Origin of the sequence: Xylophilus sp. GOD-11R, from assembly GCF_033546935.1 — a bacterium.
Lineage (GTDB): Bacteria > Pseudomonadota > Gammaproteobacteria > Burkholderiales > Burkholderiaceae_C > Xylophilus.
Map to the genome: position 1 here is coordinate 2616746 of NZ_CP137854.1, position 24038 is coordinate 2640783.

A 24038-nucleotide genomic window follows, 5' to 3' on the forward strand; every position below is an offset into this window, starting at 1 on the left:
ATTCCGGCCATGCGCCGCCCTGCCCTGCTCTCTTCCTTCGCCATCGTTCGCCACCTGGTGAAGTGGTTGGTCCTCGCGGGCCTGATCGCCCTCATGGCCGGCTCGGCTTCCGCCTTTTTCCTGTTCGCGCTCGACCGCGCCACCGCCTGGCGCGAGGCTCGGCCCGCCATCGTCTGGCTGCTCCCCCTGGCCGGCTTCGCGGTCGGATGGGTCTACTGGCGGCTCGGCAAGACCGTCGAGGCGGGCAACAACCTGCTGATCGACGAGATCCACGATCCCCGCGCCCGCGTGCCCTTGCGCATGGTGCCGCTGGTGCTGGGCGGTACGCTGGTGTCGCAGCTGTTCGGCGCCTCGGTCGGGCGCGAAGGCACGGCCGTGCAGATGGGCGGCGCGCTGGCCGACCAGCTCACCCGGCTGCCCGGCCTGCGACCGGAAGACCGCCGCATCCTGCTGATGGCCGGCATCGCCGCCGGCTTCGCCTCGATCTTCGGCACGCCGCTGGCCGGCGCCATCTTCGGCCTCGAAGTGCTGGTCATTGGCCGCCTGCGGCACGACGCGCTGTTTCCCTGCGTGGTCGCGGCGGTATTGGCCGACCGGGTCGGCATCGCCTGGGGCGCGCACCACACGCACTACGCGGTGACGACGATTGCGCCGACGACCGTGTGGAGTCTTGTCGCGGTGTCGGTAGCTGGCGTGGTGTTCGGCCTGGCCGGCCGGTCCTTCGCCGGCGCCACACACGCGCTCGGGGCGGCGATGCGCCGCTGGGTGGCTTATCCGCCGCTACGGCCACTGCTCGGCGGCATCGTGGTGGCCGCAGCGGTGCATGCGCTCGACGGCTGGCGCTACATCGGGCTCGGCATTCCAACCATCGTCGAATCGCTGCAGCAGCCGCTGCCCCGGTACGACTGGCTCGGCAAGGCGGCCTTTACCGTCGTGTCGTTAGGCACCGGTTTCAAGGGTGGCGAAGTCACGCCGCTCTTCTATATAGGTGCCACGCTGGGCAACGCGCTCGCGCCGCTGCTGCACTTGCCATTCTCGATGCTCGCAGCAATCGGATTCGTGGCGGTCTTCGCCGGCGCGGCGAACACGCCGATCGCCACCATCGTGATGGCGGTGGAGCTCTTCGGCCCGGCGATCGGACCGCTGGCGGCGGTGGCCTGCATCACGAGCTATCTGGCTTCGGGCCACCAGGGCATCTATCGGGCGCAGCGCAGCGGCCGGCGAAAGTTCGACGCGCCGGTCGAAGATGCCACCGGCGAGAATTCCGGCGCGCCCCGGTAGCTTTGGCCGCAGGTCCGGTCTAGCGAAACCAGAGTTTCATCGCCGCATCCCGCGCCGCCTGGACGGTCGGGTAGACCGAGTCGTCGTCCGTCAGGTCGGCCTGGCCCGGCTCCACCAGCACGTCGATCTCCCAACCGTTCTCGAAGCGGTGAAGTGTCGCCACCGCTGCACGGCATCCGTTGTGCAGTTCGACCGAGCGCTCTTCCAGGGGTGCTGCTTGCATGCGTGTCTCCTCGCAAAAAGGAGCGCCAGTATCACCAGCGGCGGTTGTCCCTGGAAATGGTGGAAAACCTTGTGGATAGCCGTGCGGAAAACAGCCAGAAACCGCGCCACCATTGGGCTGGAACGCGGTGCCCGCCAAAACGGCAGCGATGACGCCCGCCTGCAAGCCCCCGTCGAGCGTTACCAGCGCAGCAGCCGGGGCCCGGCCAGCGCGCCGACCGCCAGGGGCAGCACCATGCCCAGCACATACCCAATGGCGATGAACGGTGCGGCCAGTTCCATGCAATGCAGGGCGTAGACCGCCGCGCCCACCGCGCCAGCCAAGGCACCCGCTCCCGCGCCGGCCAGGCGCAAGCGCACCGGTGCGACGCCGCGCAGTGCCCAGATTGCGCCGACGAACACCGGCAGCGCCAGCGCCACGATGGTCGCCGCGCAGATGCGCCAGCTCCAGCTGAGCATGAGAAAGGCGGCATCGGCGGCTGGCGCCTGCGACAGCGCGACCGCCCCCAGCAGCCACATCAGCCCGATAGGCGCCGCCCACGCCATCCAGGCGCCCCGGCTGCTGTCGCCCGGCCGACCCAGCCGGGCGACCAGCACGAGCCCGGCCATCGCCATGACCATCGGCATGCCGAATTTCACCCAGAACATCGGCAGCAGCAGGTAATCGGCCAGCACCGGGTTGAATCCGAGCCACGCCACCATCGCCAGCAGCGAAATCACGGTTCCGGCCGCCACGCCACCCGCAAGCCGTCGCACCGTGACATGGCGCGGCACCGGCATCGTGTCGGCGGCGAGCAGCGCGATGAGTTCGTCGGTTTTCATGGCGCACCTTTGCGCGCACGCGCCTGCACACCGGCGATGCGTGCGGCCAATACCTTCAGACCGCGGTGAATGCCGATCTTCACGGCCGATTCCGACATGCCGGTCTCCCGAGCCACATCCGCCACCGAATGGCCCATCAGCTTCACCTGCTCGATCGGCAGCCGCTGGCGTTCCGGCAGCGTGGCCAGCAGCCGGCCCAGGTCGCGCCGCGCTTGGGCGGGCGCAGCGTCCGGGTCGCCCGCCAGCAGGGCCCGGGCGTCGTCCAGCGGGTCGTGCAGCGCTTCGCGCACCCGCCGTGCACGCAGCAGGTCGACGGCCTTGTAGCGGGCGATGGCGTACACCCATGCCGTCAAGGGTTGGTCCGGGCGATAGGTGTGCCGCTGGTTGTGGATCGCCAGCAAGGTTTCCTGCACCAGGTCTTCCACATCGTCGGGCCAGCCCGACAGCCGCAGGCGGAAGAACGAACGCAGCCGTCCGCCGAGCTGCTGCAAAAAGCGCCGATAGGCGATGGCGTCGCCGCTCATGCCGGCGAGCAGCAGGTCGCGCAGCATCTGCTCCACCTGAAGATGGCTCGTGTGCGGCGTCGACGGTTTCAATGGCATGGCCGGGCGAGCGTACCCGGGCAGCCGCGGTCGCGCCGGGCCGAGGGGAAAAGCAAGCGATGCGGCAGGCATGGGGGGAGTTCGTACGACAAGCCGATCCGGTTACAGCGTACGGCCGGAGTTATCCGCGCGCCTGCACGGAAAAATCAGCCGACCCACAATGAACGGCATCCGCGTACCCCCTGGAGCTCGCCACCCGTGACCCGCGCCCGTCAACTCCGTCTCGGCGCCTTCATGCGCCCCGTCAGCATCCATACCGGCGCCTGGCGATACCCCGGCGCCTTCGCCGACGCCAACTTCAACTTCGCGCACCTCAAGCGTTTTGCCCAGACGCTGGAACGCGCCCGCTTCGACGCCTTCTTCATGGCCGACCACCTGGCATTGCTCAACATGCCGATGGCGGCGCTGCAGCGCAGCCATACCGCGACGTCCTTCGAGCCCTTCACCCTGCTCTCCGCTTTGAGCCAGGCCACCGAGCACATCGGTCTGGTCGCCACCGCCTCGACCACGTTCGACGCGCCCTTCCACATCGCCCGACGCTTTGCCTCGCTGGACCACATCAGCAACGGGCGGGCCGGCTGGAACATCGTCACCACCTCCAATCCGGATGCGGCGCTCAACTTCGGCCAGACCGATCACATGGAGCACGACGAGCGCTACGAACGGGCACGCGAGTTCTACGACGTGGTGACCGGACTGTGGGACAGCTGGGCCGACGACGCTTTCGTGCACGACGCCGACAGCGGCATCTTCTTCGACCCGTCGAAGCTGCACACGCTGGACCACCGTGGCCGCTATCTCTCGGTGCGCGGTCCGCTGCACATCGCCCGGCCGCCCCAGGGCTGGCCGGTGGTGGTGCAGGCGGGCGCCTCGCACGCCGGTCGCCAGCTCGCCGCGGAGACGGCCGAGGTCATCTTCGCGGCCCACGGCAACCTGGCCGAAGCACAGGCCTTCTACGCCGACATGCAGCGCCGCCTGGCCGACGTCGGCCGCGCGGGCGATTCGCTCAAAGTGCTGCCGGCGGCTTTCGTGGTGGTCGGCGACACGCTGGATGAAGCACGCGCCATCCGCGCGCGGCTCGACAGCCTGGTGCACTACGAAAGTGCCATCGCTTCGCTTTCGATCGCGCTCGGCCACGACGCATCCGCATTCGACCCAGACCAGCCGCTTCCGCCGATTCCGCAGACCAACGCCAGCCGCAGCAGCCGTGAGCGCGCCATCGCCCTGGCCGAGCGCGAAGGCCTGACCGTGCGCCAGCTCGCCCAGCGAATGGGCGGTTACGGCGGCATGGCCTTCGTCGGCACCGCCCACAGCATCGCAGACGAGATGGAGCAATGGCTCTATACCGCGGGCTGCGACGGCTTCAACATCATGTTTCCCTGGTTGCCCGGCGGCCTGGACGATTTCTGCACGAAGGTCGTGCCCGAACTCCAGCGGCGCGGTCTGTTCCGTACCGAATATGAAGGCGCCACGTTGCGCGAGAACCTCGGCCTGCAACGGCCGGCCAATCGTTTCTTTTAAGCAAGGCCGCGCAAGCTACGATCCCCGGATGCCCGTCCGCCTTCCGATCCTCGTCGCGTCTTTGCTGCTCTGCGGCAGCGCGCAAGCGGTGGAATGGTTCACCGTGATCGGCGACAAGAACGACCCGGCAGTCGACACGGCGCAACTCGACATTTCCACCGTCGCACGCAAGAACAACAACCTGATGCTGCGCTTTCGGGTCAACCTCGCCATGCCGCGCAAGCTCGGCGGCACCGAGGTCTACCAGTCCTACGTTTCACACATCACGATCGAATGCGCGACAAAGTCGGTGTTTCACGAAGACCAGATACGCTTTCGCGATGCACTGTGGCAGGGGCCTACGCACAGCGAGCAGTTCATACAACCCAAGCCGATGGCATTCGGCGGGTTGTATCCGGACCCCAAGCCGAAAATCCTGGCGGCCGCCTGCCAGTCGCGACTCAAGCCCTGAGCTGCAACGACCGGGTACTGCCGCCGCTCAAGCGCCGAAGATGCGCCAGAGCAGCCAGCCGACCACACCGGCAGCCACGAGGCTGGAGGCGCCCACTACCCACTGCAGATGACGCGATTCGGGCCACGATTCGGTCTCGACCGCGTACGGCCCGCTCTGCTCGTAAGGTGGCATCCAGGTCTGCTCGAACAGCGATTCACCGAACTTGTGTTCCACCGCCTTGGCCTGCGCGGTACGCAGTTCCGCCGTACGGCGACGGCGTGCATGGATGGGGCGCCATACCTTGGCGTCACGTTGGCGGACGTAGTTGCTGCGCGAGGTTTTGACGATCATTTGCGGTCTCCGGATCGACGCGAGTATTTCGGAGATCGTCCGCCGACAGACCCAGAGCCCCCGCGTGGCGAACGGTTGGCGTCCGGTCAGGTTCCATGACAGCATGACGACAAAGCGAATTTGCGTCCGTTCTTATCCATCAAATCTGTGGAAAACCCTGTTGAAAGCCGGGAGGGCAACTTGACGAAGCCGCGCCGCCGCTCGTTTTCCCCACGATGCCTGCCAAACGGGCACAGACGTGGTGTTTCACGGGCGCGACAAAAAGGCTGCGAGGTCCGGAGACTTCACGAGCCATCGGTGCAGGCTGACGGCGGCTGGTGTGGCGGTCCTGCGAAAGCGTCGACTTCGTACCGGAAGAATCCGTGCAGGGTGGCGGAACAGTCGCCCTTCGCTATACAACCAATGAGGAATCTTTCATGTCGCTGTCTTTCATCCTGCTGATCGTCGTCATCCTGATCCTGATCGGCGTCCTGCCGACCTGGGGTCACAGCCGCAGCTGGGGTTACGGTCCGAGCGGCGGCGTCGGCCTGGTGGTCGTCATCCTGCTGGTGCTGCTGCTCATGGGAAGAATCTAAGCGCTTCGACTCGGCGTGACCCGGCCGGGCAACCGTCCGGGGCGCGTTCCGTGCTCCCGGTCCACCGGAAAAGCCGGATCTCCCATTGGCGCCGCGCAAGCACCAAACGGTAGACCGTTCGGTTACTCTCAAGATTCAACACAAGATCCTCGAATCGGCCGCAACCCATGATCAACATTGGCATCGTCGACGACCACTCCGTCGTACGCTCCGGACTCAAGCAATTCTTCGCAGACCATGTCGATCTGCGTGTCGTCGGCGAAGCCGCCAACGGGCGTGAAGCCATCGACCTGGTGCGCACCCACGACCTCGACGTGCTCATCATGGATCTCTCGATGCCCGGCCAGACCGGCATCGACGCGCTCGCCATGATCCGCGCCAAGGCACCGGACCTGGGAATCCTCATTCTCAGCGGCTACCCCGAAGAGCACTACGCCATGAACCTGATCCGTCAGGGCGCCAGCGGCTATCTCAACAAGGACTGCGATCCGATGGAAATCGTGAATGCGGTCCGCACCATTTCGCTCGGTCGGCGCTACATCACGCCCAGCGTGGCAGAACTGCTGGCCCAACAGCTCAACCGCAAGGATGACGCGCCAGCGCACGAACTGCTGTCCGAACGCGAATTCCAGGTGTTTCTCAAACTCGCCAAGGGTGAGACGGCGGGCGACATCGCCAAGTCGCTGTCGCTCAGCGTGAAGACGGTCAGCACTTACCGCACGCGCTTGATGGAAAAGATGAATCTCGCTTCCAACAGCGACCTCACCTACTACGCCCTGAAGAGCAAGCTGATCGATTGAGCGGCCAAGCAGCCGCGACAATCGCCGGATGGAAGCCAACATCTACGAAACCCTGGTCGGTGCTTTGCGAGAGCACTGGAAGTCGCACGAGAACCGCTATCCCCAGCGGTTCCTCCTGAGTACCGAGCAGCACCGGCAACTGGTCGAGCAACGCAAGACCGGCCGCGTGGCGCTTGGCGATGCCGGCGAACCGGAGCCGGACCGGTTCTTCGGAACGCCGCTGCTGGTGGACGACGCCAGCGGCAGCACGATGGTGACAGCCGACGGTCAAACCGTTTCGCTGCGCTGAGGCCAATCACCCGCACCGCGTTTGGTGCCCCAACGTAGAAACTAGGTCTTCGGCCAGACGCACAGGGTTTGCCGAAACAGCGCCCCCGCCGGGCCGCCATCGATGCTGGTCTGAAACGACGGTGTATCGGCCAGCGCGTCGTGCCAGATCGCCGGCCACGATCCAGGCCAATCGCCTGCGTTCGCGATGCCGATTGCCACGGCAAACCAGACGAGCGGCAGAACGTACTCGAAAAAGCAGACGCCGGACGCGAGCTTGGCGAGCGTCGCCCGCACGACCAGCAGTGCCCAGACGGCCCGGTTGACCCTGACATAGTCCCGCTCGACCACCACGGCTTCACTTGGCGGGCCTTGCCCTTCGTCGCTAATCTGATTGGCGTCGAAATGCTTGTGAATTTCCACGTCGATATCCAGCGGCCAGACGGAAATTGGCTCCGGTGTCTCCGTATGCCGGGCGCTGCCACCGCGCTGCTGCCCGAGCCTATGCAGATAAGGCTCCACGCCCAGGCGCCGAGCCTCGGCGAACGCTGCAGCGAAATCGCGAAACCGGCGCACAAAAAAATGCACGCCGAAACCAAAGAAGAAATACAGGCAGATGCTCCACATCACCAGGTAGAACGCCCACATGCTGGCGGCGGCCGGCACGGCACTCCAAAGCGGCAACTGCTCTACGCGGATATCGGCCCCGCTCGCGACAGCCAGCACCGTGCTGGCAAGCAGCAGGTTGCGTCGCTGGCGCGAGAAGGAATCGTCGGTCAATTGGCCAGTCACATTGAGATGTCTCAAAAATGCATCAAATTTGGAGATTAGTGTCAATTGTCACGGATGCCCAATCAATAGGCCGTTCGGATGCGTAAACCCGCCGGTCGGCCATTGCGTCCGCCAGACCCAACCGAACCGATTCGACCGCAATCGGCAATCAGCCGAAAAACCGCCAAGCCAGCCAGCCGATCAAGATCAGCGGGCAAATGACGACCACCGCCAGCAAAAGCCGGATGTACCAACGGCGCGACCACTCGGAAAAATCCGGCCCGGCAACCTGGTACACGCTGGTGACCGGCACCTCCGCCGATGTCCAGATCGATTCGGTCGAAGCCCGCTCCGCGTCCGCCGGATCGATGCAATCGGGCAGACGGTCGGGCATGGTCGGTGCGTATACCGAACGCTGCGCGTCCGCATCCCGCGCACGAACGTAGGCCTCGCGCTGTCTGCGCATCAACCGCGATGGAGATGGCTTGGCTGGCATGGCTGTCGGGTAGGGCTCGATTGGTCGAGGCGAGACTGTTTGGTGACTTCGCAGATAAGCATCATCCTCCGCATGGCAACAGAGAGTGCACGGGCTGCTCCCATGGCCCGCCTCGCTCGAAGTGCATCGTGCCCCGCCGATGGCGGCAAACCGATAGCCGGGTTAGAAAAGGCGGATGACACAGGATCGACGTCGAAACATTCTCCGGGGCACGGTGGCAGCCGGCATCGTGGCGGCCACGGGCCGGGTCGATGCGCTCTCCGGGGCGGCCGCCGCGCCTACGGTGCTGCTGCTGAAGCGAAACGACTGGGTGCCGAACAACCCGCGCCTGCCGGTGCTGCATTACCGACGGGTGGGTCTGGGGTCGGCCGATGTGGCGTCGGCGATGGAATCGTTGTTCGATGGCCATGGCTGGCCAGCGCAATGGCGAAACGGTGTTTTCGACTACCACCACTACCACTCCACCGCCCACGAGGTGCTCGGCTTCGCAGCGGGATCGGCCACGCTGATCCTTGGCGGGCCGAACGGCCAGGAGGTCGACGTGGTCGCCGGCGACGTCGTCGTGCTGCCATGCGGAACCGGCCATTGCCGGTTGCAGGCGAGCTCCGACTTTCTCGTGGTGGGTGCTTATCCGCCGGGCCAGCGCTTCGATCTGTGCCGCGAGGCGCCCACGCCGGCCAAGGAAGCAGCAATGCGGCGCCTGGGCTTTCCAGCCACTGATCCGGTGCAGGGCCAGGGCGGCGCCCTGCCCCGCCTTTGGCCAGCGGGCTGAGCGCACCGGCGAGTACAGCCTACTCAAACCTTGCCGAGATCGCGCGCGCCCCAGGCCGACTGAGCCGTCGCCCGTCGATCCGCCAGCGCCACACGCAGCGCTGCGGTCAGCGACTGCACCAGCGAGTCGTCGCGCGACTCAAAAACCGCGAGATCACCGCGTGGCGAACCCAGCACCACCGTCTGGCTCCGCATGGAACCGAGCATGCGCACAACCGATGCGCAAACGATGGCCAGGGCACTGGCGACGGCCGCCATGGCCCAGTCGGCCGGCGCATTGACCACCTCCGCGATCGCCCACACCACGAACAACACCGCCAGCGTGAACGGAATGGTCTGCCGGCTTGATGCCGGCGGCGCCGCGATGCGCACATCGGTCACGATGGCCAGGTTGTAGGCGTCGGATCCCACGGTCAGCTGTTGGGCGGTCACCCGCATTCCGTCTGACTCCCAATAGACTTTTTCCGCTGGAATCATGCGTTTCATGCCGATCGTTGATGAAGCCATCAATATGCCGAAGATGCAGGCGTCTTCGTGTAGGCGCGTTTCGCGGTCGACCCGCAACGGATCGCTTCTTTCGAACACTTTCTAACGGATTAGAAAATATCCATACGGTCTTTCGGGCCTCCCGAGAAATTCAAGCGTGCGGTCACGTCTTGCAACGTATCGGGCCAAAATTCGTGTTGCAACGCAACAATGACGAGGAAGGACCTGGATGCTTCAGTTCAAGAACAAGCAAATCGATACCGCCATTTTCGACATGGATGGAACCATGTTCGACACCGAGAGACTGAGGTTCGCCACCCTTTCCCAGGCATCCGAAGAACTGTTCGGCAAGCCTTTCACCGAAGCCGTCCTGATGGGATCGCTAGGCCTCAGCGCCGTGAAGGCTGAAGAGCTCGCCAAACAGCACTACGGCGAAGACTTCCCCTACGCACAGATCCGCCGGCGGGCCGATGAGCTGGAACTTGAACATGTCAGAACCAACGGCGTACCGATCAAGCCGGGCCTGCTGTCGGTGCTGGAGCGACTGCGCAAGTCGGGGCTGAAGATGGCGGTGGCCACCTCGAGCCGCCGGGCGATCGCCGAGGAATACCTCATCAACGCCAACATCTACAAGTACTTCGACCTGTGCGTGTGCGGCGACGAGGTGGTGCAAGGCAAGCCGCATCCGGAGATCTTTCTCAAGGCCGCCGAGGCCCTGAACAGCGTGCCGGCGCGCAGCCTGATGTTCGAGGACTCCGAGAACGGCCTGCGCTCCGCCGCCGACGCCGGCGGGCTGGCGATTCTGGTCGAGGACATCAAGGCGCCGCACCCCGACGTGGCAGCACGCGCCTTTGCCCGCTACCCCGACCTGCGCGACTTCCTGGTCGAGCTCAAGGCGTGTACGCCCAAGCTGCCGATGCCGGCGTTGACCGAGCCGTTTCCCCAGGCCGTCAACCAGCTCAAGGCCGGCATCCACGGCTTCGGCGCCATGGGCGGCGGCTACCTCGCGCAGGTGTTCTCGCATTGGGACGGCTACACGCGACCTTGCGAAATCATCGCGTCCACCGGCAACGCGCTGCTGCGCGAGTCGATCAACGCGTTCGGCAAGTTCAGCGTGCGCTACGGCAGCCTGGCCTTCGACCAAACGATCAACCGCATGCGCGTGGTCGACGCGGCCGATCACGTGGCCATCGCCGGCATGTACCGCGACTGCGAGATCGTGGCGCTGTGCCTGCCCGAGCAGGCCATCGTGTCGCAGGCGATGGTGATCGCCGAAGGCCTGGCCGATCGCTTCGCCAGCCATGGCCGCGCGCTGACGGTGCTGGTGGTGATCAACAAGGTCGGTGGCGCGCAGTTCGTGCGCGACCAGGTGGAAGCCTCGCTCAAGCTGATGCTGCCCGCACGCGAATGCCAGCGTGTGATGGAGCGCACCGACTTTTGCGAAACCGTCGTCACCCGCATCGTCTCCAAGCTCAGCGAGGAAGCGCTGGTGCGCCAGTTGCGCATCAAGCGCGACCTCTACGAGAAGAACGTGGCCGCCGTGCGCGAAGCCGCGCTGGAGACCGAAGCCTGGGTCGAGGACACCGGCGACGACGACCTGGCCACGTTGACGCCCATCGTCGCCACGCTGCGCGACGCCGGCGAGCCGGCCAGCGCGATGGCCCCGCTGCACCTGATCCTGTTCAACAGCGAGACCGACATGCCGCTCTACGCCCAGCGCGGCAGCGACCTGCTCGAGCATCTGCGCCAGGTCGACACCGTGGCCGACATCGGCGAGATCCAGATGCTGAAGAACCGGCTGTGGAACGGCACCCACGCCATCGTCGCCTGGTATGCAGCCCTGCTCCACTATCCAACCATCGGCCACGCCATGGGCGACGCGCGGGTGCAGACGCTGATGGACCACCTGATCGACGTGGAACTGGCGCCTGCGCTGGGCGCGACCTTTCCGGCGCTGCGCTCGCGCCTGCCCGAATTCGTCAACACGTTCCGGCGCCGTTGCGCGCATGCGTTCAAGGATCCGTGTGCCCGGGTGGGTCGCGATCCGCTGCGCAAGCTGCAGCGCGACGAGCGGGTGCTCGGCAGCCTGCGCATGGCGCAGGAGCACGGCATTGCCACGACGGGGCTGGCCTTCGGAGCGGCCCTGGCGGTTTGGTACGCCCTGCACCATCCGGATGCTGCGGACGACGGCGAATGCCTGACCATCCGCCGCATCTACGGCGAACGCCAGTCGCTGGAAGACGTGCTGACCTGGAGCGGCGAGTATTACGGTCCCGACTTCCCGGGCCTCGATGCCGTGGCGGACGCCGCGGCGATCGCCAAGATCCGCGACCACTTCGATCGGCTGATGGCCGAGGGCGACGCCTACCTGGCGGCTCCGGTCCTGGTCTGATCGGCCGGCCGCGTCCGGTTCAGGCGATCGGGCGCTCAGGCGCTCAGGCGCTCACCAGTGCGAGCGCCCGCCGGAACAGCGGGGCCTCGGGCGATACGAAGTCTTCGAAGATGTCGAAGTGCGTTCGACCGGGGCAGACCATTACGTCGTGACCTTGCCCGATGGCATCGAGGTGACGGGAGAAGTACGCGGTCTGCTGCCGGAAACCGTCGGTTTCCTCGGCGCCGACCGCCAGCATAAAGCGCTGCGCGCCAAAGCGCCCATAGCTCGCGGGGCTCAGCAACTCGGCTTCGTCGAGCGTCATGCGCGCCTCCAGGTTGACGCTGCTCAGCAGAAACGGCTGCAACGCGTAAAGACCGCTCAGCCCTACGACGCCGGCGATCGCGTAGCCGTCCAGGGCTTCGGCGTCGAGCGAGCCGAGCACCGCCGCCAGATGCCCGCCGGCCGAATGTCCGCTGACACTGACCCGCGCGGCATCGAAGCCCAGTTCCGCGCGCTGCTCGAACAGGTAGCGCATCGCCTGCGTTGCCTGCCGAACGATGTCCGTGATGCTCACCGCCGGCGCCAGTTCGTAGCCGACCAGGGCAACCGCCACGCCGGCCTGGAGGAATGGCTCGGCGATGAAGCCGAACATGGTCTTGTCGCCGCCGCGCCAAAAACCACCGTGGAAGAACGCCAGCAGCGGCATCGGCCCCTGCGCCGTGACAGGCGGCGCGAACCAGTCGATGGTGCAGCGCGGCGCCGATGCATAGCGCAGCGACAGCGGCGGCAGAGCCTGCCGCAGCCGCTGGCTCCGCGCCGCGTAGTCCGCGTAGACGGCCTCACGTTCCGGATGGCGGGCGCGCAGGTTGTAGTCGGCCTCCGCGTCGCGGATCAGCGCGGAAAGCATCTGGGGGTCGGGCAAGGGCATGGGCAGGCTTTCGACGGTGCTATTCCACCGAGATCCGGGCGTCCTTCACCACTTTTGCCCATTTGGCCGCTTCCTGGTGCAGGAACTTGCCGAACTGCTCCGGCGTGCTGGCGACCGGCTCGCTGCCCATTTCGGCCAGGCGTGCCTTCACGTCGGGCTCGGCCAGGATCGCGGCGATCTCCCTCTGGATGCGATCGATGATGGGACGCGGCGTCGCGGCCGGCGCGAAGACGCCGTTCCAGTCATAGCTGACGAACCCGGCGACGCCGGCCTCGGCCATGGTGGGCAGATTGGGCGTGGACGGGTCGCGGGTCTTGCCGGTGGTGGCCAGCGCGATCAGGCGGCCGCTTTTGATGCCGGGTGCAGCGGTCGGCAGGAAACCGATATAGGCATCGACATGCCCTGCCATCACATCGGCCAGCGCGGCGCCACCGCCCTTGTACGGCACGTGCGTCAGCTCGATGCCCTCCTGCAACTTGAACAACTCCATCGCCAGATGCTGGGCCGACCCGTTGCCCGACGAGGCATACGACATCGCACCCTTGCGCGCCTTGGCATAGGTGATGAAGCCACCGACCGACTTCACCGGCGAACCGGGCGGCACCAGCAGCACGTTGGGGGCCTGGATGTTCTGCGTGACCGGCGCCAGGTCCTTGAACGGGTCGTAGCCCATGCGCGGGTACAGCGCCGGATTGACCGGGAACGAGGCGATGTCGACCAGGAAGGTGTAGCCGTCGGCCGGCTGCCGCGCCACGTAGGCGCCGGCGATCATGCCGGAGGCGCCGGGCCGGTTCTCGATGACGACCGGCTGGCCCAGTCGCTCCTGCAGCTTGGGCGCGATGATGCGCATGGTGATGTCGGCCCCACCGCCGGGCGAGGTGCTCAGCACCATGTGGATCGGTTTGGCGGGATAGGCATCCTGCGCGCGCACGTGCGCGCTCGAAAGGCACAAGCCTGCGGCGACCAGCGATGACAGCCACGGTGCGAGCCGGCGGCCGAGCCGCCAAGGGGAAGAAGTTTTCATGCGACGTTTCGGTTGGAGGTTGCGGTTGATTCAGGCGCCGGCCGATTGCGCGCCGGCATGGAACACGTCGTGGGCTTCCTGCCGGGCGGCCATCACGTGGGCGATGGCGGCTGCGCGGGCGCTGCGGCGGTCGCGGGCGGCGATGGCCTCGAACAGCGTGCGCAGTTCGCGGGCACTGTGCTTGGCACGGCCGGGGCTCGACATGGTCTGGGCCCGCAGCAGGTTGATGCGCGCGAGCAGCCCGCGAATCAGTCCACCCAGCACTTCGTTGGCGCTGGCGGAAATGATGGCGTCGTAGAAATCGGTGGTCGCCTCCACGCGCTGGAGGGCGTCCGCCAGCCGTACGGCGGTGTCGAAGCGCTGCAGCGCTTCTTCGATGTGGCTCAGGTCCTCCGGTCCGGCGTGCTGGGCGGCCAGCGAAGCCAGCTCGCCTTCGAGCACGGTGCGCGTGTGATAGATCTGCTCGGCTTGCGGCCAGTCGATGACCGCTACCGATGGGCCACGATGGGGCACGTGCACCACCAGATGCTCCGCCACCAGCACCCGCAGCGCTTCGCGCAGCGACGGCCGGCTCACGCCCAATTGCTCGGCCAACGAGGTTTCCACGAGGCGTTCACCCGGCTTGAAATGGCCGACGAGCACCGCCTCGCGCAGCTTGCGCACGGTTTCCTTCTGCACGGTGGAGGTCGATATCTTCAGATCCATCCGGAGTGTTCCTTTCTGGGTGAGCCTTGACCGATATTGTCAGACAATCTTATAGTCTTGCAACATAATCAAGAAGCGTGCCACACCGTGCGGCACCATGATTCAAGGAACACCCAGTGGAATTCAATATTCGCAAGTGGCTGACCGTCATCGACGAGAGGCACGAGGAAGCCGGCCAACGACATGCGCAGGCACTGCGCCGCGTGGCGGTGGCAGCGGTCATCGCCAATCCGTTCCTGCCCGGCTTCCTGCAAGACCTCCAGCCCTGGATCGATGGCAGCGACGTGCTGGGCGAGGCCATCGGACAGCGGCTGGTGGCCGCCATGGGCGGCGAGCCGGTGCAAAGCTACGGCAAAGCGGGGCTGGTGGGGGTTGATGGTGAGCAGGAGCATGCGAATGCCTTGCTTACCACCCGGTTCGCCAATCCAGTGCGCGAGCTCATCGGAGGCGCCAAGGCTTGGATCCCTTCGGTCACCAAGATCGGCGGCCCGGGCAGCGCCATCGACATCCCGCTGGCACACAAGGACGCGCTGTACGTGCGCTCGCACTACGACACGCTCACCGTCACGCTGCCGGACAGCCCCCGCCCCGACGAGATCGTGCTGATCTTCGCGGCGGGAAATCGCGGCCGCCTGAATGCGCGGGTCGGCGGCCTGCAGCACGACCAGGTTGGTGGCCGTGACGGCCTGACCTGAAACGCTGCGCTGCCACCGATCGCGAACGAACCAGTCGCGGCACAGAAACTGCCTCGACTTGGGGCAAGACGCTCACGGACCAGATGGCCCTGGCACGCGCCAAGCCCGAACGAGTTGCAGTACGCGTCTCCGGAAGTCGGCACCACCAGCCATGCGGGAGCGGCGCTGATGGAGTCGATGACCGGCTTGCTCGACGCTGCCTTCGCGGCAAACGACCGATTTCACATCGTCACCGCCGGGGCCGCCTGGACGGCCTGCTGCGCAAACTGATCAACGGGCATAGGGCAGCACCGCTGCTCGATGGCATCACCATCCTGAAGACCGATGGCCTGGCGGCCTCGCGCGACGTCGACCGTACGGTCAGCCACCTACGGCAGGCCTTGAATACGCTCGACGCTCGTGGCGTGCCGAGGTGCATCCCCGGCGGCGCCGGTTTTGCTGGCATGCGAACCATGCTGACCTGTTCCAGCGTACTGACCGACGGCATCGAAGCCGGGGCCCACCAATTGCTGACGCCTCGCTGAGCGGGTGATCCACCTGTTGGCCGGCCGGAATCAGGCGCCCGCCTGCTCGTGGAACTCGGCTGGCACCGCCGTCCTTTTGAATGGTTTGACGGTCTTTAGCCCTCGGTGCCGGCCGGCCTGTTACGCCCCAAGATGTTGGGCTGGTTCTGCGCTGTGAACATCACGATGCTGACCGCAGTTTCGCCACTCGCGGAGCGCACCGTCATGGCCCTGGTCAGGCCGTTTATGGCCGGCATGTTCGTGTCGCCAGCCAACAGGTTCGCGAAGGGGTCGGCCTTGAATCCGGAGACGCATCTGGTTTCCCGATGAAAAGCGAAGTCCGGTCGTGCAGCACATGGAACGCGATCACCAGTCGAAAGATGCGGGAGGCCAGCATCAGCCCGACCATGCTCCCGCCGCTTGCGCCGGATGGATCGTTCGCCATGCAAAAGGCCGCGTCAAACTGACAGTGCCGGCTCGACCATGGGAAGCCCGGTCGCAGCTTTCATAAACGGATGGCAGCGGAGCCGCGACCATACCGTTGCAGACAGCACGCTCACCCGCCCCTTTGGACCGCGGGAAGGAATGGCCGGAGAAGCAGCTTGCGCAATGGCGGCTCGCACCAGGCGGCCACGGCCATAGCCACGGGAATGCAGGCCAAAATGCCGATGACCGTTGCAGGTATTGGAGGAACGCGCGCGGAGGTCAGCAGCGAGATGACCAATCCGCCCACGTGAATATGAATCAGATAAAGCGGAAAGGTCGCGAGGCCGAGAATGCGCAACGCCGCTCCAAAGCGGCCTCGGCCGCGCATAACGAAATTGCCCAACTCTCGTTTCCAGTAAAGCGACAAGGCAATGCATGCCACGAAGGCAAACCATATCGCGTAGGGGAAGATCCAGGCCATCGGCGTTTCGGCCGAGTACACATTGTATTTATGGACTGCAAATGCGATTTCGATCGGGCCTAGCAAAATGCCGCAGAGCAACACCGCAATGCGCGCCGGCGAGGCGCCAGCCCGGTCGATCGAAGCGAGACTGATGCCCACAGCGAAATAGAAACCTTGCTGCAGCAGTAGCAGATTATCGAGCCAGGTCACATGCCATAGGCGAAAACTGACAGCGGCCCAATAAACTGCGCTCCATACACATAATCCGACCGCCAGTCGGTCGAGGTGATGCGAAAACCCGTTGAAAATCATGAGCCAGACGACGCCGTAGAATGCGATCTCTATCGGCAATGTCCAGAATTGTGGAACGATCCAGTCACCCATGGGCCAGAAAAAAATGGTCTTGGCAAATTGCTGCACTGTGCGCACCAGCGGCATGTTCCAGATCGCAATGTCGATCACCAACACGATGAGCGCACAGACGAAAACCCCTGGCAACAACCTCCCGAGTCGGCCAAGAAAGAACTTCCATGCGCTACCGCCATTCTGGGCACTGTAGGCAATGACGAGCCCCGACACGACAAAGAAAATTTCAACACCGACCCAACCCCAACGGGTGAATTCTTGAATCGCCTGATATTGAGCGGGGATGCCAGATGTGAAGGAGCGGATGTAGGTGGCAAAAGGATCGAAGAACCGATAGGCCAGATGCCATCCGAGTACGAGCATTGCCGATATGAAACGAACTAGGTCAAGACCATAAATCGGGGATCGCGAATACTGGTTCATCGCGACTGAAATTTAGTTTTATGCGGATGCATTCATGCTCCTGATTCTGCGCCTTGATCGATCGAAATAAAAGCTCATCCACCCGGTCAAGCTGACGAGCGCACTTGCCAATAATTTTTCAGCATTTTATAGTGGGGCGGCCTGAAAAAAATATTACCGGGAACGAGGGACAGCGCATGCCCCAGCAGCATCGAGCTATAAAGCGTCACAAGCAGAACCGGGATCCACAACACGTACCACGCCGGACGAAGCCCGAATGCATCCAAGCCGTAGTAAATCAGTCCTATGACAAAAAGATGAATTAGAAAAATCTCGAAAGACCATTTCCCGATGCTGCTAAATGCTTTCTTAAACCACTCGACTCGGCACAAAATCAACACAAAACATACAAACGAGAAGGTGAGCGGCAGCGTCTTGGTCAGGAGTTTTGGCGCCCCCGCCACGGGATAAAGTGAAAAAGTCACAAAAATAGCCGCTCCAAGAACCGTGATCATGTAAAGCCGCTTGGTCGAACTGAATAGATTTTTCAATTCAGCGCTGCATGCCGCGCCCAGGATGAACATCGGAAAGCCGTAATCCGTCAACTCACTCAGCAAAATCTGGTAGTCAGAACTCGCGTAACGCATGTTGATGAAGGAGGCGGCCCAGGCAAGAAGCAACGCCAACCCTAACTGAAGCGGCTTGGAAAGCCGGCTGGTGAGGCTGGCATATCCTGAAAGAATGAAAACCGCGAATATGAACCACAACGCTCCTTTCGGCGTATAGAAGTATTCATATATGTTACCCGTATGAGCCAAGGGAAGCCAGGGATACAAATTTATCCCGATTCTCTCAAAACCAATCTGCAGACAAGTCCACACGACAATAATCCACAGAAAGAAATCGAGCCGGTTCGACAGGAACCACTTCAAACCCTTGCTCGCCGACGTGGCATAAATAATGCCAGAGCAAAGAAAGAACGTCGCCATCCTAAAATTAATGAATATCCAATCCATGTGATGGGGCCACCGCGGCATCATGTCCAGTGGATAATACGATCTCATCGACAGAGTGACGTGATGCAGCACGACTAGGACGGCGGCAATCCCTCGCAAAATATCGATCCGAATACTTTGGGTCTGCGGTTTGACGAGGGGCGCAGTCCGGCTTGCAACCGCAAGCCGTTTGAGTTCGCCAATAGAGAGCTCTTCCCATTCGGCGGGCAGAAAACCTATCACCTGCTCCAGATCCAGCGACACCCGCACATAGTTCAGCGAATCGCCGCCGAGCGATGTGAAGGATTGACTGTCATCCAGATCTTCCGGTTCAAAAATGCTGGTGAATATGCTGGTGATGCCCTGCTCGCCTTTCACAGCGCCGGCCGATCCACTGCCTGCTGGCACTATGGAAGCCTTCAGACTTGCGTAATCGATTTTGCCGGAGGACAACAACGGATACGCCTGGACCTTCCGTACCTCGATGGTGTTAATGGGCAGTTTCAAAGCTGCGGCCAATCGAGCCCCGAGCGCCTCACTCGCTCGTGCATCCCGGGTCACCACAAGAAGATGCCCGTCGATGCCTGTGGCGATGCACGGCAATTCGGCCTCTGCGCCGATCCGCTCTACGTCGTCCAGCCCGATGCGATTGCCGAATATCTTGATGAACCTGCTGAGCCTCCCGACGATATAGAACAGCCCTTGCTCATCTCGGTACGCAATATCCCCGGTGCGCAACTCGGCCAGTTGAGCGGGTAAATCAAGCTCTTCTGCCCGGGTGGCGTATCCCATCATTACATTGGGACCCCGGTAAACCATCTCTCCGCGCTCGCCCGCGGGAAGTTCGACGCCGTGTTCGTCCAGGATAGCGATCGCCCCACCGGGCACTGGAACGCCAATCGAATCGGGATGCACTAGCGCCTGCGCGGGCGGAAGGTAGGCCATGCGCGGAGACGCCTCTGTCTGGCCGTACATGACGTAGAACCGCCATCCGTGCGTCTGCGCCAGCTTCGCGAAGCGCTCGACTGCTGCGGCTTGCAACTTGCCGCCCGCTTGCGTGAAATAGCGCAGGCTCGGCGGCGCTACTTTCTCCAGGCTCACCCGCTCGAGGAGGTCGTAGTTATGCGGCACCCCCGCAAAACTGGTCGCACCATGTTCTCTACAGAAGGGCCAAAACTCCGCGTCGACCATCGATCGCGCGGTCATCAGCAGCGTGGCGCCGGCATACAGGTGGCTGTTTATGATCGAAAGACCATAGGAATAGTGCGTGGGGAGGCTGACGACACCCCGTTCGTCTTGCCCGATCTGCAGGTACTCCGCAATCGACGCCGCATTCGAGCTGATGTTTTGTTGAGACAGTCGCACGCATTTCGCGCTACCCGTCGAGCCCGACGTGGACAACAGCACGCAAAGGTCCGGGTGGATCGCCTGCACACCGTCGGCCAGCGGCTGCGGCGCATAACGGTCCGCTTCGCGCATGGCGATGCCCGGTCGGAAAGTGCCGGCAAGGCGGTCGAATACTTGCGCCGACCCGACCGGTGCGAGCATGCAAGCGTGGTTTCCGAGCAGGCAGGCGACGTAGGCGACCAACCAGTCGACGGTCAGTCCGCCCTCCAACAGAACCAGCTGCTTTTGCGGGCCCAGCACTTTCGCCACGGCGTCCGCCCGGGCGAGGAGCTGCGCGTAACTGATGGCTTGGCCCTGGTCATCGATCGCGGCGATCTGCTCGCTCCGCGCCTGCTCGAGCTGTCGCAACAGTTCATTCTTCATTCGTCAATACCTGCGTAGGGGGTGTCGTGCCATCTCGCCCTGTTCGATGCTCCAAGCACTGCGCTGCGAACAGTCACGCTGATAACGGTGAGCTCAAATCGATGAGCATAGTACGTGGCATGCCGCACTTATTGTGGAGCCTCGCCTCCGGCCGGTTGAATGGAGAAAAGGAACACTGCTTTTATGATATTTATGTTGCGCCGCAGCATTTTGTCGAGGGGAATACAGTAGCGCAAGACATGTCTGCCAAAGGGCCGCAAAAGCAGCTGTCGCGTCCTTCGGCACAGAGAGTCTGAAGAGGTCGCATGCGGCGGTCGGTGCCCGTACTCAGGAAAATCGCGACCCACCGCATCAGCGGTATTTTGAAAGTGCGTGATGGGTTCGAAGGACGCAGCTGAACCTTGGCTGTCGATGAATCCACGTGCATCATGAATGCCCAAATACGACCTGGACAAAGAAAAAAGGGTCAGGACTTTTGGTCCTAACCCTTTGATATCCTTGCGGAATTAATGGTCGGCGTGGCGGGATTCGAACTCGCGACCCCTTGCACCCCATGCAAGTGCGCTACCAGGCTGCGCTACACGCCGAGCCTCAAATTCTAGCATCAAAAAGTCAGTGGTTCGGCCAACAGCAGACGAATCGCCAACAGTTCTTTTCGAATCGACGACATCGACAGCGGCGTCGTCACCATGATGCGAGCTGGCGCCACATCGACGAACGCTTCGGAGCCGTCAGGCGCGCCAACATCCGACCCTTCGCCCGAATCCGAAACACCTGCCGGCGCCAACGCGGTGCCTGCACCGGCTAGTGCCGATCGTGCACCGCGCTCGGCCTGCATCAACTCCTGTAGCTTGTTGCGTGCTCCGCTGATGGTGAATCCCTGCTCATAGAGCAAATCACGAATCCGCCGAATCATCAGCACCTCGTGATGCTGGTAGTAACGCCGGTTCCCGCGTCGTTTCATCGGCCTGAGCTGGGTGAACTCCTGCTCCCAATAGCGCAAGACATGGGGCTTGACCTCGCACAGCTCGCCGACCTCGCCGATGGTGAAGTAACGCTTGGCGGGAATGGCTGGAAGAAGTGTGCTGCCCATGTATGGATTGGATTTCGGGGGCTGCGAGGTTAACGCAATGCTCATCGCCGCGACAAGCATTGCGCAAGGTCGGCACTGGCCCGGCTCAACCTTGCAGTTGCTCCTTCAGCTTGTGGCTTGCATGGAACGTCACCACGCGCCGTGCCTCGATCGGAATCGCCTCGCCGGTACGCGGATTGCGCCCCGGGCGCGGCGCCTTGGTGCGGATCTGAAAGTTGCCGAAGCCGGAGATCTTGACGTCGTTGCCTTCTATCAGGCTGCTGCAGATCAGATCGAAGAATGCATCGACCATGTCCTTGGACTCGCGCTTGTTCAACCCGATCCGCTCGAACAGCAGTTCGGCGAGCTGAGCCTTCGTCAGCGCCGGAGTTTCCAGGCTTTCGACAGCGAAATCATCAGCATTGGCATCCATGGTGATCAAACCCCTCATACACGCAATCGGGCGCCGGTATCGGCGGCCAATCCTGCAAGCACGTTCTGCACCGTCTTCTCGATCTGCTCTTCGGTCAGCGCGATGTCGCCGTTGTTGAGCGTCAATCGGAGCGCCAGGCTCTTCTCGCCCGCCGCGAGGCCACCGACCGGAAAACTACCATCCTTGGCAGCCTTGGGCCGATAGACATCGAACAGTGCGACAGACCGCAGAATGCCATCGGGCGCCGCGGCCAGCGCAGCCGAACGGATCTTGCCGTAGCCCACATCCTCGGTCACCACGATGGCGATGTCACGCTCGACATCCTGCTGTTTGGCGATGGATCGTGCCACCGGAACGACACGCTGCATGACCATCGCCAGGTCGAGTTCGAACAACACGGGCGCCTGCGCGAAGCTCCACGACTGGCGCCAGCGTGGATGCAATTCGCCGACGAATCCAATCTCGACGCCATCCAGCAGCACGCGCGCGCTGCGTCCGGGATGCAGCGCCGGATGCTCCGACGCCTCGAACACCGGCCGACGTGGTGCGAGCAGCGCCTCGACGTCGCCTTTTGCGTCGTAGAAATCGACCGGGCGTTCAACGCTGCCCCACTGCAGGCTTTCCGCCGACCCATATGCCGCCGCCGCCACACGCATCGGCTGCCGGAAACCTTGCACCGTCGTATCCGAATCGACGACCGACGCGTCGCGCAGGAACACGCGGCCCAACTCGAAGGTACGAACGCGAGAGACCTTGCGATCGACGTTGAACTTGAGCACCTGCAGCAAGGAGCCCATCAGCGACGAGCGCATCACGCTCATCTGGCTGGCAATCGGATTGAGCAGGCGGATCGGGTCGGCGTTGCCGGCCAGGGTGCGTTCCCAGTCCTCTTCGACGAAACTGAAGTTGATGGTTTCTTGATAGGACAGCGCCGCCAGCGCGCGCCGAACGGCGAACGGGCTGCGTGTCGCTTCCGCGGGCAGGCGCGGCGTGATCGGGCCGAGCGGCGGTGTATTGGGCAGGCGCTCGAATCCGACGATGCGGGCGACTTCCTCGATCAAGTCTTCTTCGATGTTGATGTCGAAGCGCCACGACGGCGGTGTCACCGACAGGCTCCCATCCGCCTCGAAGGCGACCGGCAGACCGAGCGAGGTCAGAGCCTCGGCGCATCGTGGCGTGTCGAGCGCCATGCCGATCACCTTGGCCGCGCGCGCTGGCCGCAGGCGAACCGGATTGGACACTGGCACGTTGGGCGCGACGTCGGTGATCGGACCGGCGCTTCCGCCGCAGATCTGCTGGACCAGCGCGGTGATGCGCTCGATGGCCGCAACCGTCTGCCCCGGATCGACCCCACGCTCGAACCGATGGCCGGCATCGGTCGAGAAATTGAACCGACGCGACCGACCCGCCACCGCACGCGGGTACCAGAAGGCGGCCTCGATATAGATGTTGCGCGTGTCGTCGCCGACCGCGCTGGTATCGCCGCCCATGATGCCGGCGAGCGACTCCACTTCGCGGTCATCGGCGATGACCCCCACCGTGCCGTCGAGCCCGATGGTGTTGCCGTTGAGCAGCTTCAGGCTCTCGCCTTCGCGACCCCAGCGAACCTGCAGGCCGCCCTGGATCTTGTCGAGGTCGAAGATATGCGTCGGCTGGCCGAACTCGAACATGACGTAATTCGAGATGTCGACCAGCGGCGACACGCTGCGCTGGCCGCATCGAGCCAGGCGCTCCACCATCCAGGAAGGCGTGGTAACCATGGGATCGACGCCCTGCACCACCCGTCCGCTGAAGCGGCCGCAAAGGTCGGTCGCCTGCACGTCGACCGGCAGCGTTACCGTGTGATTGACCGCCGCGGCCATGGGCGCAGTCGTGACCAAAGGGGTGCCGGTCAGGGCCGAAACCTCACGGGCGATGCCATGGATGCTCAGGCAATGCGCCAGGTTCGGCGTGAGCTTGAGCGTAAATAGGGTGTCGTCGAGCTGCAGGTATTTGCGCAGATCGGCACCGACCGGCGCGCTGGCGTCGAGCTCGAGCAGGCCCTCGTTGCCCTCGCCGATGCCCAGTTCCTTGGCCGAGCACAACATGCCCTGGCTCTCGACGCCGCGCAGCTTGCCGACCTTGATCAGGAACGACTTGCCGTCCGCGCCTGGCGGCAGTTCGGCGCCGACCAGAGCGCAAGGGATCTTGATGCCGACCCGCGCATTCGATGCGCCGCAGACGATGGCCAGCGGCGCGGCCTGGCCGACTTCCACCTGGCAGACGCGCAGGCGATCCGCGTTCGGATGTTGTTCGGCGGCGATGATCTCGCCCACCACGACCTTGCTGAAGGCCTTGGCCACGGGCTGGAGTTCCTCGACCTCCAGGCCCGCCATGGTCAGTGTGTCGGCAAGAGCCTGTGTATCGAGTGCGGGGCTGCAGAATTCGCGCAGCCAGGATTCCGGAAATTGCATCTGTCGTTTCTCTTTTCTTCGCGTGTGCTTC

At 63.7% G+C, this 24038-nt stretch carries 25 protein-coding genes and 1 tRNA gene; 10 read left to right on the forward strand and 16 right to left on the reverse strand.

From position 1 onward, the window contains the following. Positions 1–9: 9 nt before the first annotated feature. Positions 10–1281, forward strand: coding sequence for a voltage-gated chloride channel family protein (locus R9X41_RS12330; protein ID WP_318630760.1), 1272 nt, complete (start codon positions 10–12; stop codon positions 1279–1281). A 19-nt stretch (positions 1282–1300) separates the two neighbouring features. On the opposite strand, the gene R9X41_RS12335 is transcribed toward R9X41_RS12330, so the two are convergent. From R9X41_RS12335 to R9X41_RS12345, 3 genes are all read right to left on the reverse strand, one after another. Further along, entirely contained in the window at positions 1301–1504 is a 204-nt protein-coding gene (locus R9X41_RS12335) for a hypothetical protein (protein WP_318630761.1), read from the reverse strand. Positions 1505–1683: 179 nt separating this feature from the next. Further along, positions 1684–2325, reverse strand: coding sequence for a DUF1109 domain-containing protein (locus tag R9X41_RS12340; RefSeq protein ID WP_318630762.1), 642 nt, complete (start codon positions 2323–2325; stop codon positions 1684–1686). Next, positions 2322–2927 carry a sigma-70 family RNA polymerase sigma factor gene (locus R9X41_RS12345; RefSeq protein ID WP_318630763.1) on the reverse strand — a complete coding sequence of 202 codons (606 nt, stop codon included), beginning with the start codon at positions 2925–2927 and terminating at the stop codon, positions 2322–2324. The genes R9X41_RS12340 and R9X41_RS12345 overlap by 4 nt, the downstream gene beginning before the upstream one ends. 198 nt (positions 2928–3125) lie before the next feature. Between R9X41_RS12345 and R9X41_RS12350 the strand changes: the two genes are divergently transcribed. After that, positions 3126–4448 (forward strand): LLM class flavin-dependent oxidoreductase, encoded by a 1323-nt coding sequence (locus tag R9X41_RS12350; protein WP_318630764.1) that lies wholly within the window; start codon positions 3126–3128, stop codon positions 4446–4448. A 28-nt stretch (positions 4449–4476) separates the two neighbouring features. Beyond that, entirely contained in the window at positions 4477–4899 is a 423-nt protein-coding gene (locus R9X41_RS12355; RefSeq protein ID WP_318630765.1) for a surface-adhesin E family protein, read from the forward strand. A gap of 27 nt (positions 4900–4926) precedes the next feature. Here R9X41_RS12355 and R9X41_RS12360 read toward each other — a convergent pair whose 3' ends face one another. Further along, positions 4927–5232 carry a hypothetical protein gene (locus R9X41_RS12360; protein ID WP_318630766.1) on the reverse strand — a complete coding sequence of 102 codons (306 nt, stop codon included), beginning with the start codon at positions 5230–5232 and terminating at the stop codon, positions 4927–4929. A gap of 416 nt (positions 5233–5648) precedes the next feature. Between R9X41_RS12360 and R9X41_RS12365 the strand changes: the two genes are divergently transcribed. The 3 genes from R9X41_RS12365 (at position 5649) to R9X41_RS12375 (ending at position 6896) form a co-directional block, all read left to right on the forward strand. Next, positions 5649–5807 carry a DUF3309 family protein gene (locus R9X41_RS12365; RefSeq protein ID WP_318630767.1) on the forward strand — a complete coding sequence of 53 codons (159 nt, stop codon included), beginning with the start codon at positions 5649–5651 and terminating at the stop codon, positions 5805–5807. Between the two features lie 167 nt (positions 5808–5974). Next, on the forward strand, positions 5975–6607 hold the full coding sequence (locus R9X41_RS12370; protein WP_318630768.1) for a response regulator: 633 nt from the start codon (positions 5975–5977) through the stop codon (positions 6605–6607). Positions 6608–6635: 28 nt separating this feature from the next. Further along, positions 6636–6896 carry a hypothetical protein gene (locus R9X41_RS12375; RefSeq protein ID WP_318630769.1) on the forward strand — a complete coding sequence of 87 codons (261 nt, stop codon included), beginning with the start codon at positions 6636–6638 and terminating at the stop codon, positions 6894–6896. 41 nt (positions 6897–6937) lie between these two features. Here R9X41_RS12375 and R9X41_RS12380 read toward each other — a convergent pair whose 3' ends face one another. Then, complete coding sequence (locus R9X41_RS12380) at positions 6938–7654, reverse strand: hypothetical protein (protein WP_318630770.1); 717 nt, start codon at positions 7652–7654, stop codon at positions 6938–6940. 160 nt (positions 7655–7814) lie between these two features. Further along, the gene (locus R9X41_RS12385) at positions 7815–8039 is read right to left on the reverse strand and encodes a hypothetical protein (RefSeq protein WP_318630771.1); all 225 of its coding nucleotides are present in this window, start codon (positions 8037–8039) and stop codon (positions 7815–7817) included. 277 nt (positions 8040–8316) lie between these two features. Here R9X41_RS12385 and R9X41_RS12390 point away from each other — a divergent pair, with 277 nt between their 5' ends. Next, positions 8317–8913 (forward strand): cupin, encoded by a 597-nt coding sequence (locus tag R9X41_RS12390; protein ID WP_318630772.1) that lies wholly within the window; start codon positions 8317–8319, stop codon positions 8911–8913. Between the two features lie 23 nt (positions 8914–8936). Here the strand turns inward: R9X41_RS12390 and R9X41_RS12395 are convergent, their stop codons facing one another. Beyond that, the gene (locus R9X41_RS12395; protein WP_318630773.1) at positions 8937–9476 is read right to left on the reverse strand and encodes a DUF6232 family protein; all 540 of its coding nucleotides are present in this window, start codon (positions 9474–9476) and stop codon (positions 8937–8939) included. A gap of 151 nt (positions 9477–9627) precedes the next feature. Here R9X41_RS12395 and mtlD point away from each other — a divergent pair, with 151 nt between their 5' ends. After that, positions 9628–11790 carry a bifunctional mannitol-1-phosphate dehydrogenase/phosphatase gene (gene mtlD, locus R9X41_RS12400; RefSeq protein ID WP_318630774.1) on the forward strand — a complete coding sequence of 721 codons (2163 nt, stop codon included), beginning with the start codon at positions 9628–9630 and terminating at the stop codon, positions 11788–11790. A gap of 43 nt (positions 11791–11833) precedes the next feature. On the opposite strand, the gene R9X41_RS12405 is transcribed toward mtlD, so the two are convergent. From R9X41_RS12405 to R9X41_RS12415, 3 genes are read right to left on the reverse strand one after another with little or no spacing between them, the layout of a single operon-like run. Beyond that, on the reverse strand, positions 11834–12679 hold the full coding sequence (locus R9X41_RS12405; protein WP_318630775.1) for an alpha/beta hydrolase: 846 nt from the start codon (positions 12677–12679) through the stop codon (positions 11834–11836). A gap of 40 nt (positions 12680–12719) precedes the next feature. Next, on the reverse strand, positions 12720–13724 hold the full coding sequence (locus R9X41_RS12410; RefSeq protein ID WP_318630776.1) for a tripartite tricarboxylate transporter substrate binding protein: 1005 nt from the start codon (positions 13722–13724) through the stop codon (positions 12720–12722). A gap of 30 nt (positions 13725–13754) precedes the next feature. Continuing rightward, positions 13755–14429 (reverse strand): GntR family transcriptional regulator, encoded by a 675-nt coding sequence (locus R9X41_RS12415; RefSeq protein WP_318630777.1) that lies wholly within the window; start codon positions 14427–14429, stop codon positions 13755–13757. A gap of 116 nt (positions 14430–14545) precedes the next feature. On the opposite strand from R9X41_RS12415, the gene R9X41_RS12420 reads away from it, so the two are divergent. Beyond that, positions 14546–15124 carry an amino acid synthesis family protein gene (locus R9X41_RS12420; RefSeq protein ID WP_318630778.1) on the forward strand — a complete coding sequence of 193 codons (579 nt, stop codon included), beginning with the start codon at positions 14546–14548 and terminating at the stop codon, positions 15122–15124. 83 nt (positions 15125–15207) lie between these two features. After that, entirely contained in the window at positions 15208–15648 is a 441-nt protein-coding gene (locus R9X41_RS12425) for a hypothetical protein (RefSeq protein WP_318630779.1), read from the forward strand. 535 nt (positions 15649–16183) lie between these two features. Here R9X41_RS12425 and R9X41_RS12430 read toward each other — a convergent pair. The 6 genes from R9X41_RS12430 to pheT all read right to left on the reverse strand — a co-directional run bounded on the left by R9X41_RS12430 (position 16184) and on the right by pheT (position 24007). Then, the gene (locus tag R9X41_RS12430; protein ID WP_318630780.1) at positions 16184–17305 is read right to left on the reverse strand and encodes an acyltransferase family protein; all 1122 of its coding nucleotides are present in this window, start codon (positions 17303–17305) and stop codon (positions 16184–16186) included. A gap of 86 nt (positions 17306–17391) precedes the next feature. Then, positions 17392–20049: an AMP-binding protein gene (locus R9X41_RS12435; RefSeq protein ID WP_318630781.1), complete on the reverse strand. Its 2658-nt coding sequence runs from the start codon at positions 20047–20049 to the stop codon at positions 17392–17394. Between the two features lie 510 nt (positions 20050–20559). Further along, positions 20560–20636 (reverse strand) — tRNA-Pro (locus tag R9X41_RS12440). 17 nt (positions 20637–20653) lie between these two features. Beyond that, positions 20654–21142, reverse strand: a complete 489-nt coding sequence (locus R9X41_RS12445; protein ID WP_318630782.1) for a MerR family transcriptional regulator — start codon at positions 21140–21142, stop codon at positions 20654–20656. Positions 21143–21227: 85 nt separating this feature from the next. Next, a complete protein-coding gene (locus tag R9X41_RS12450; RefSeq protein ID WP_318630783.1) occupies positions 21228–21554 on the reverse strand; it encodes an integration host factor subunit alpha in 327 nt (108 codons plus the stop codon). A 14-nt stretch (positions 21555–21568) separates the two neighbouring features. Then, positions 21569–24007 (reverse strand): phenylalanine--tRNA ligase subunit beta, encoded by a 2439-nt coding sequence (gene pheT / locus R9X41_RS12455; RefSeq protein ID WP_318630784.1) that lies wholly within the window; start codon positions 24005–24007, stop codon positions 21569–21571. Positions 24008–24038 lie beyond the last annotated feature (31 nt).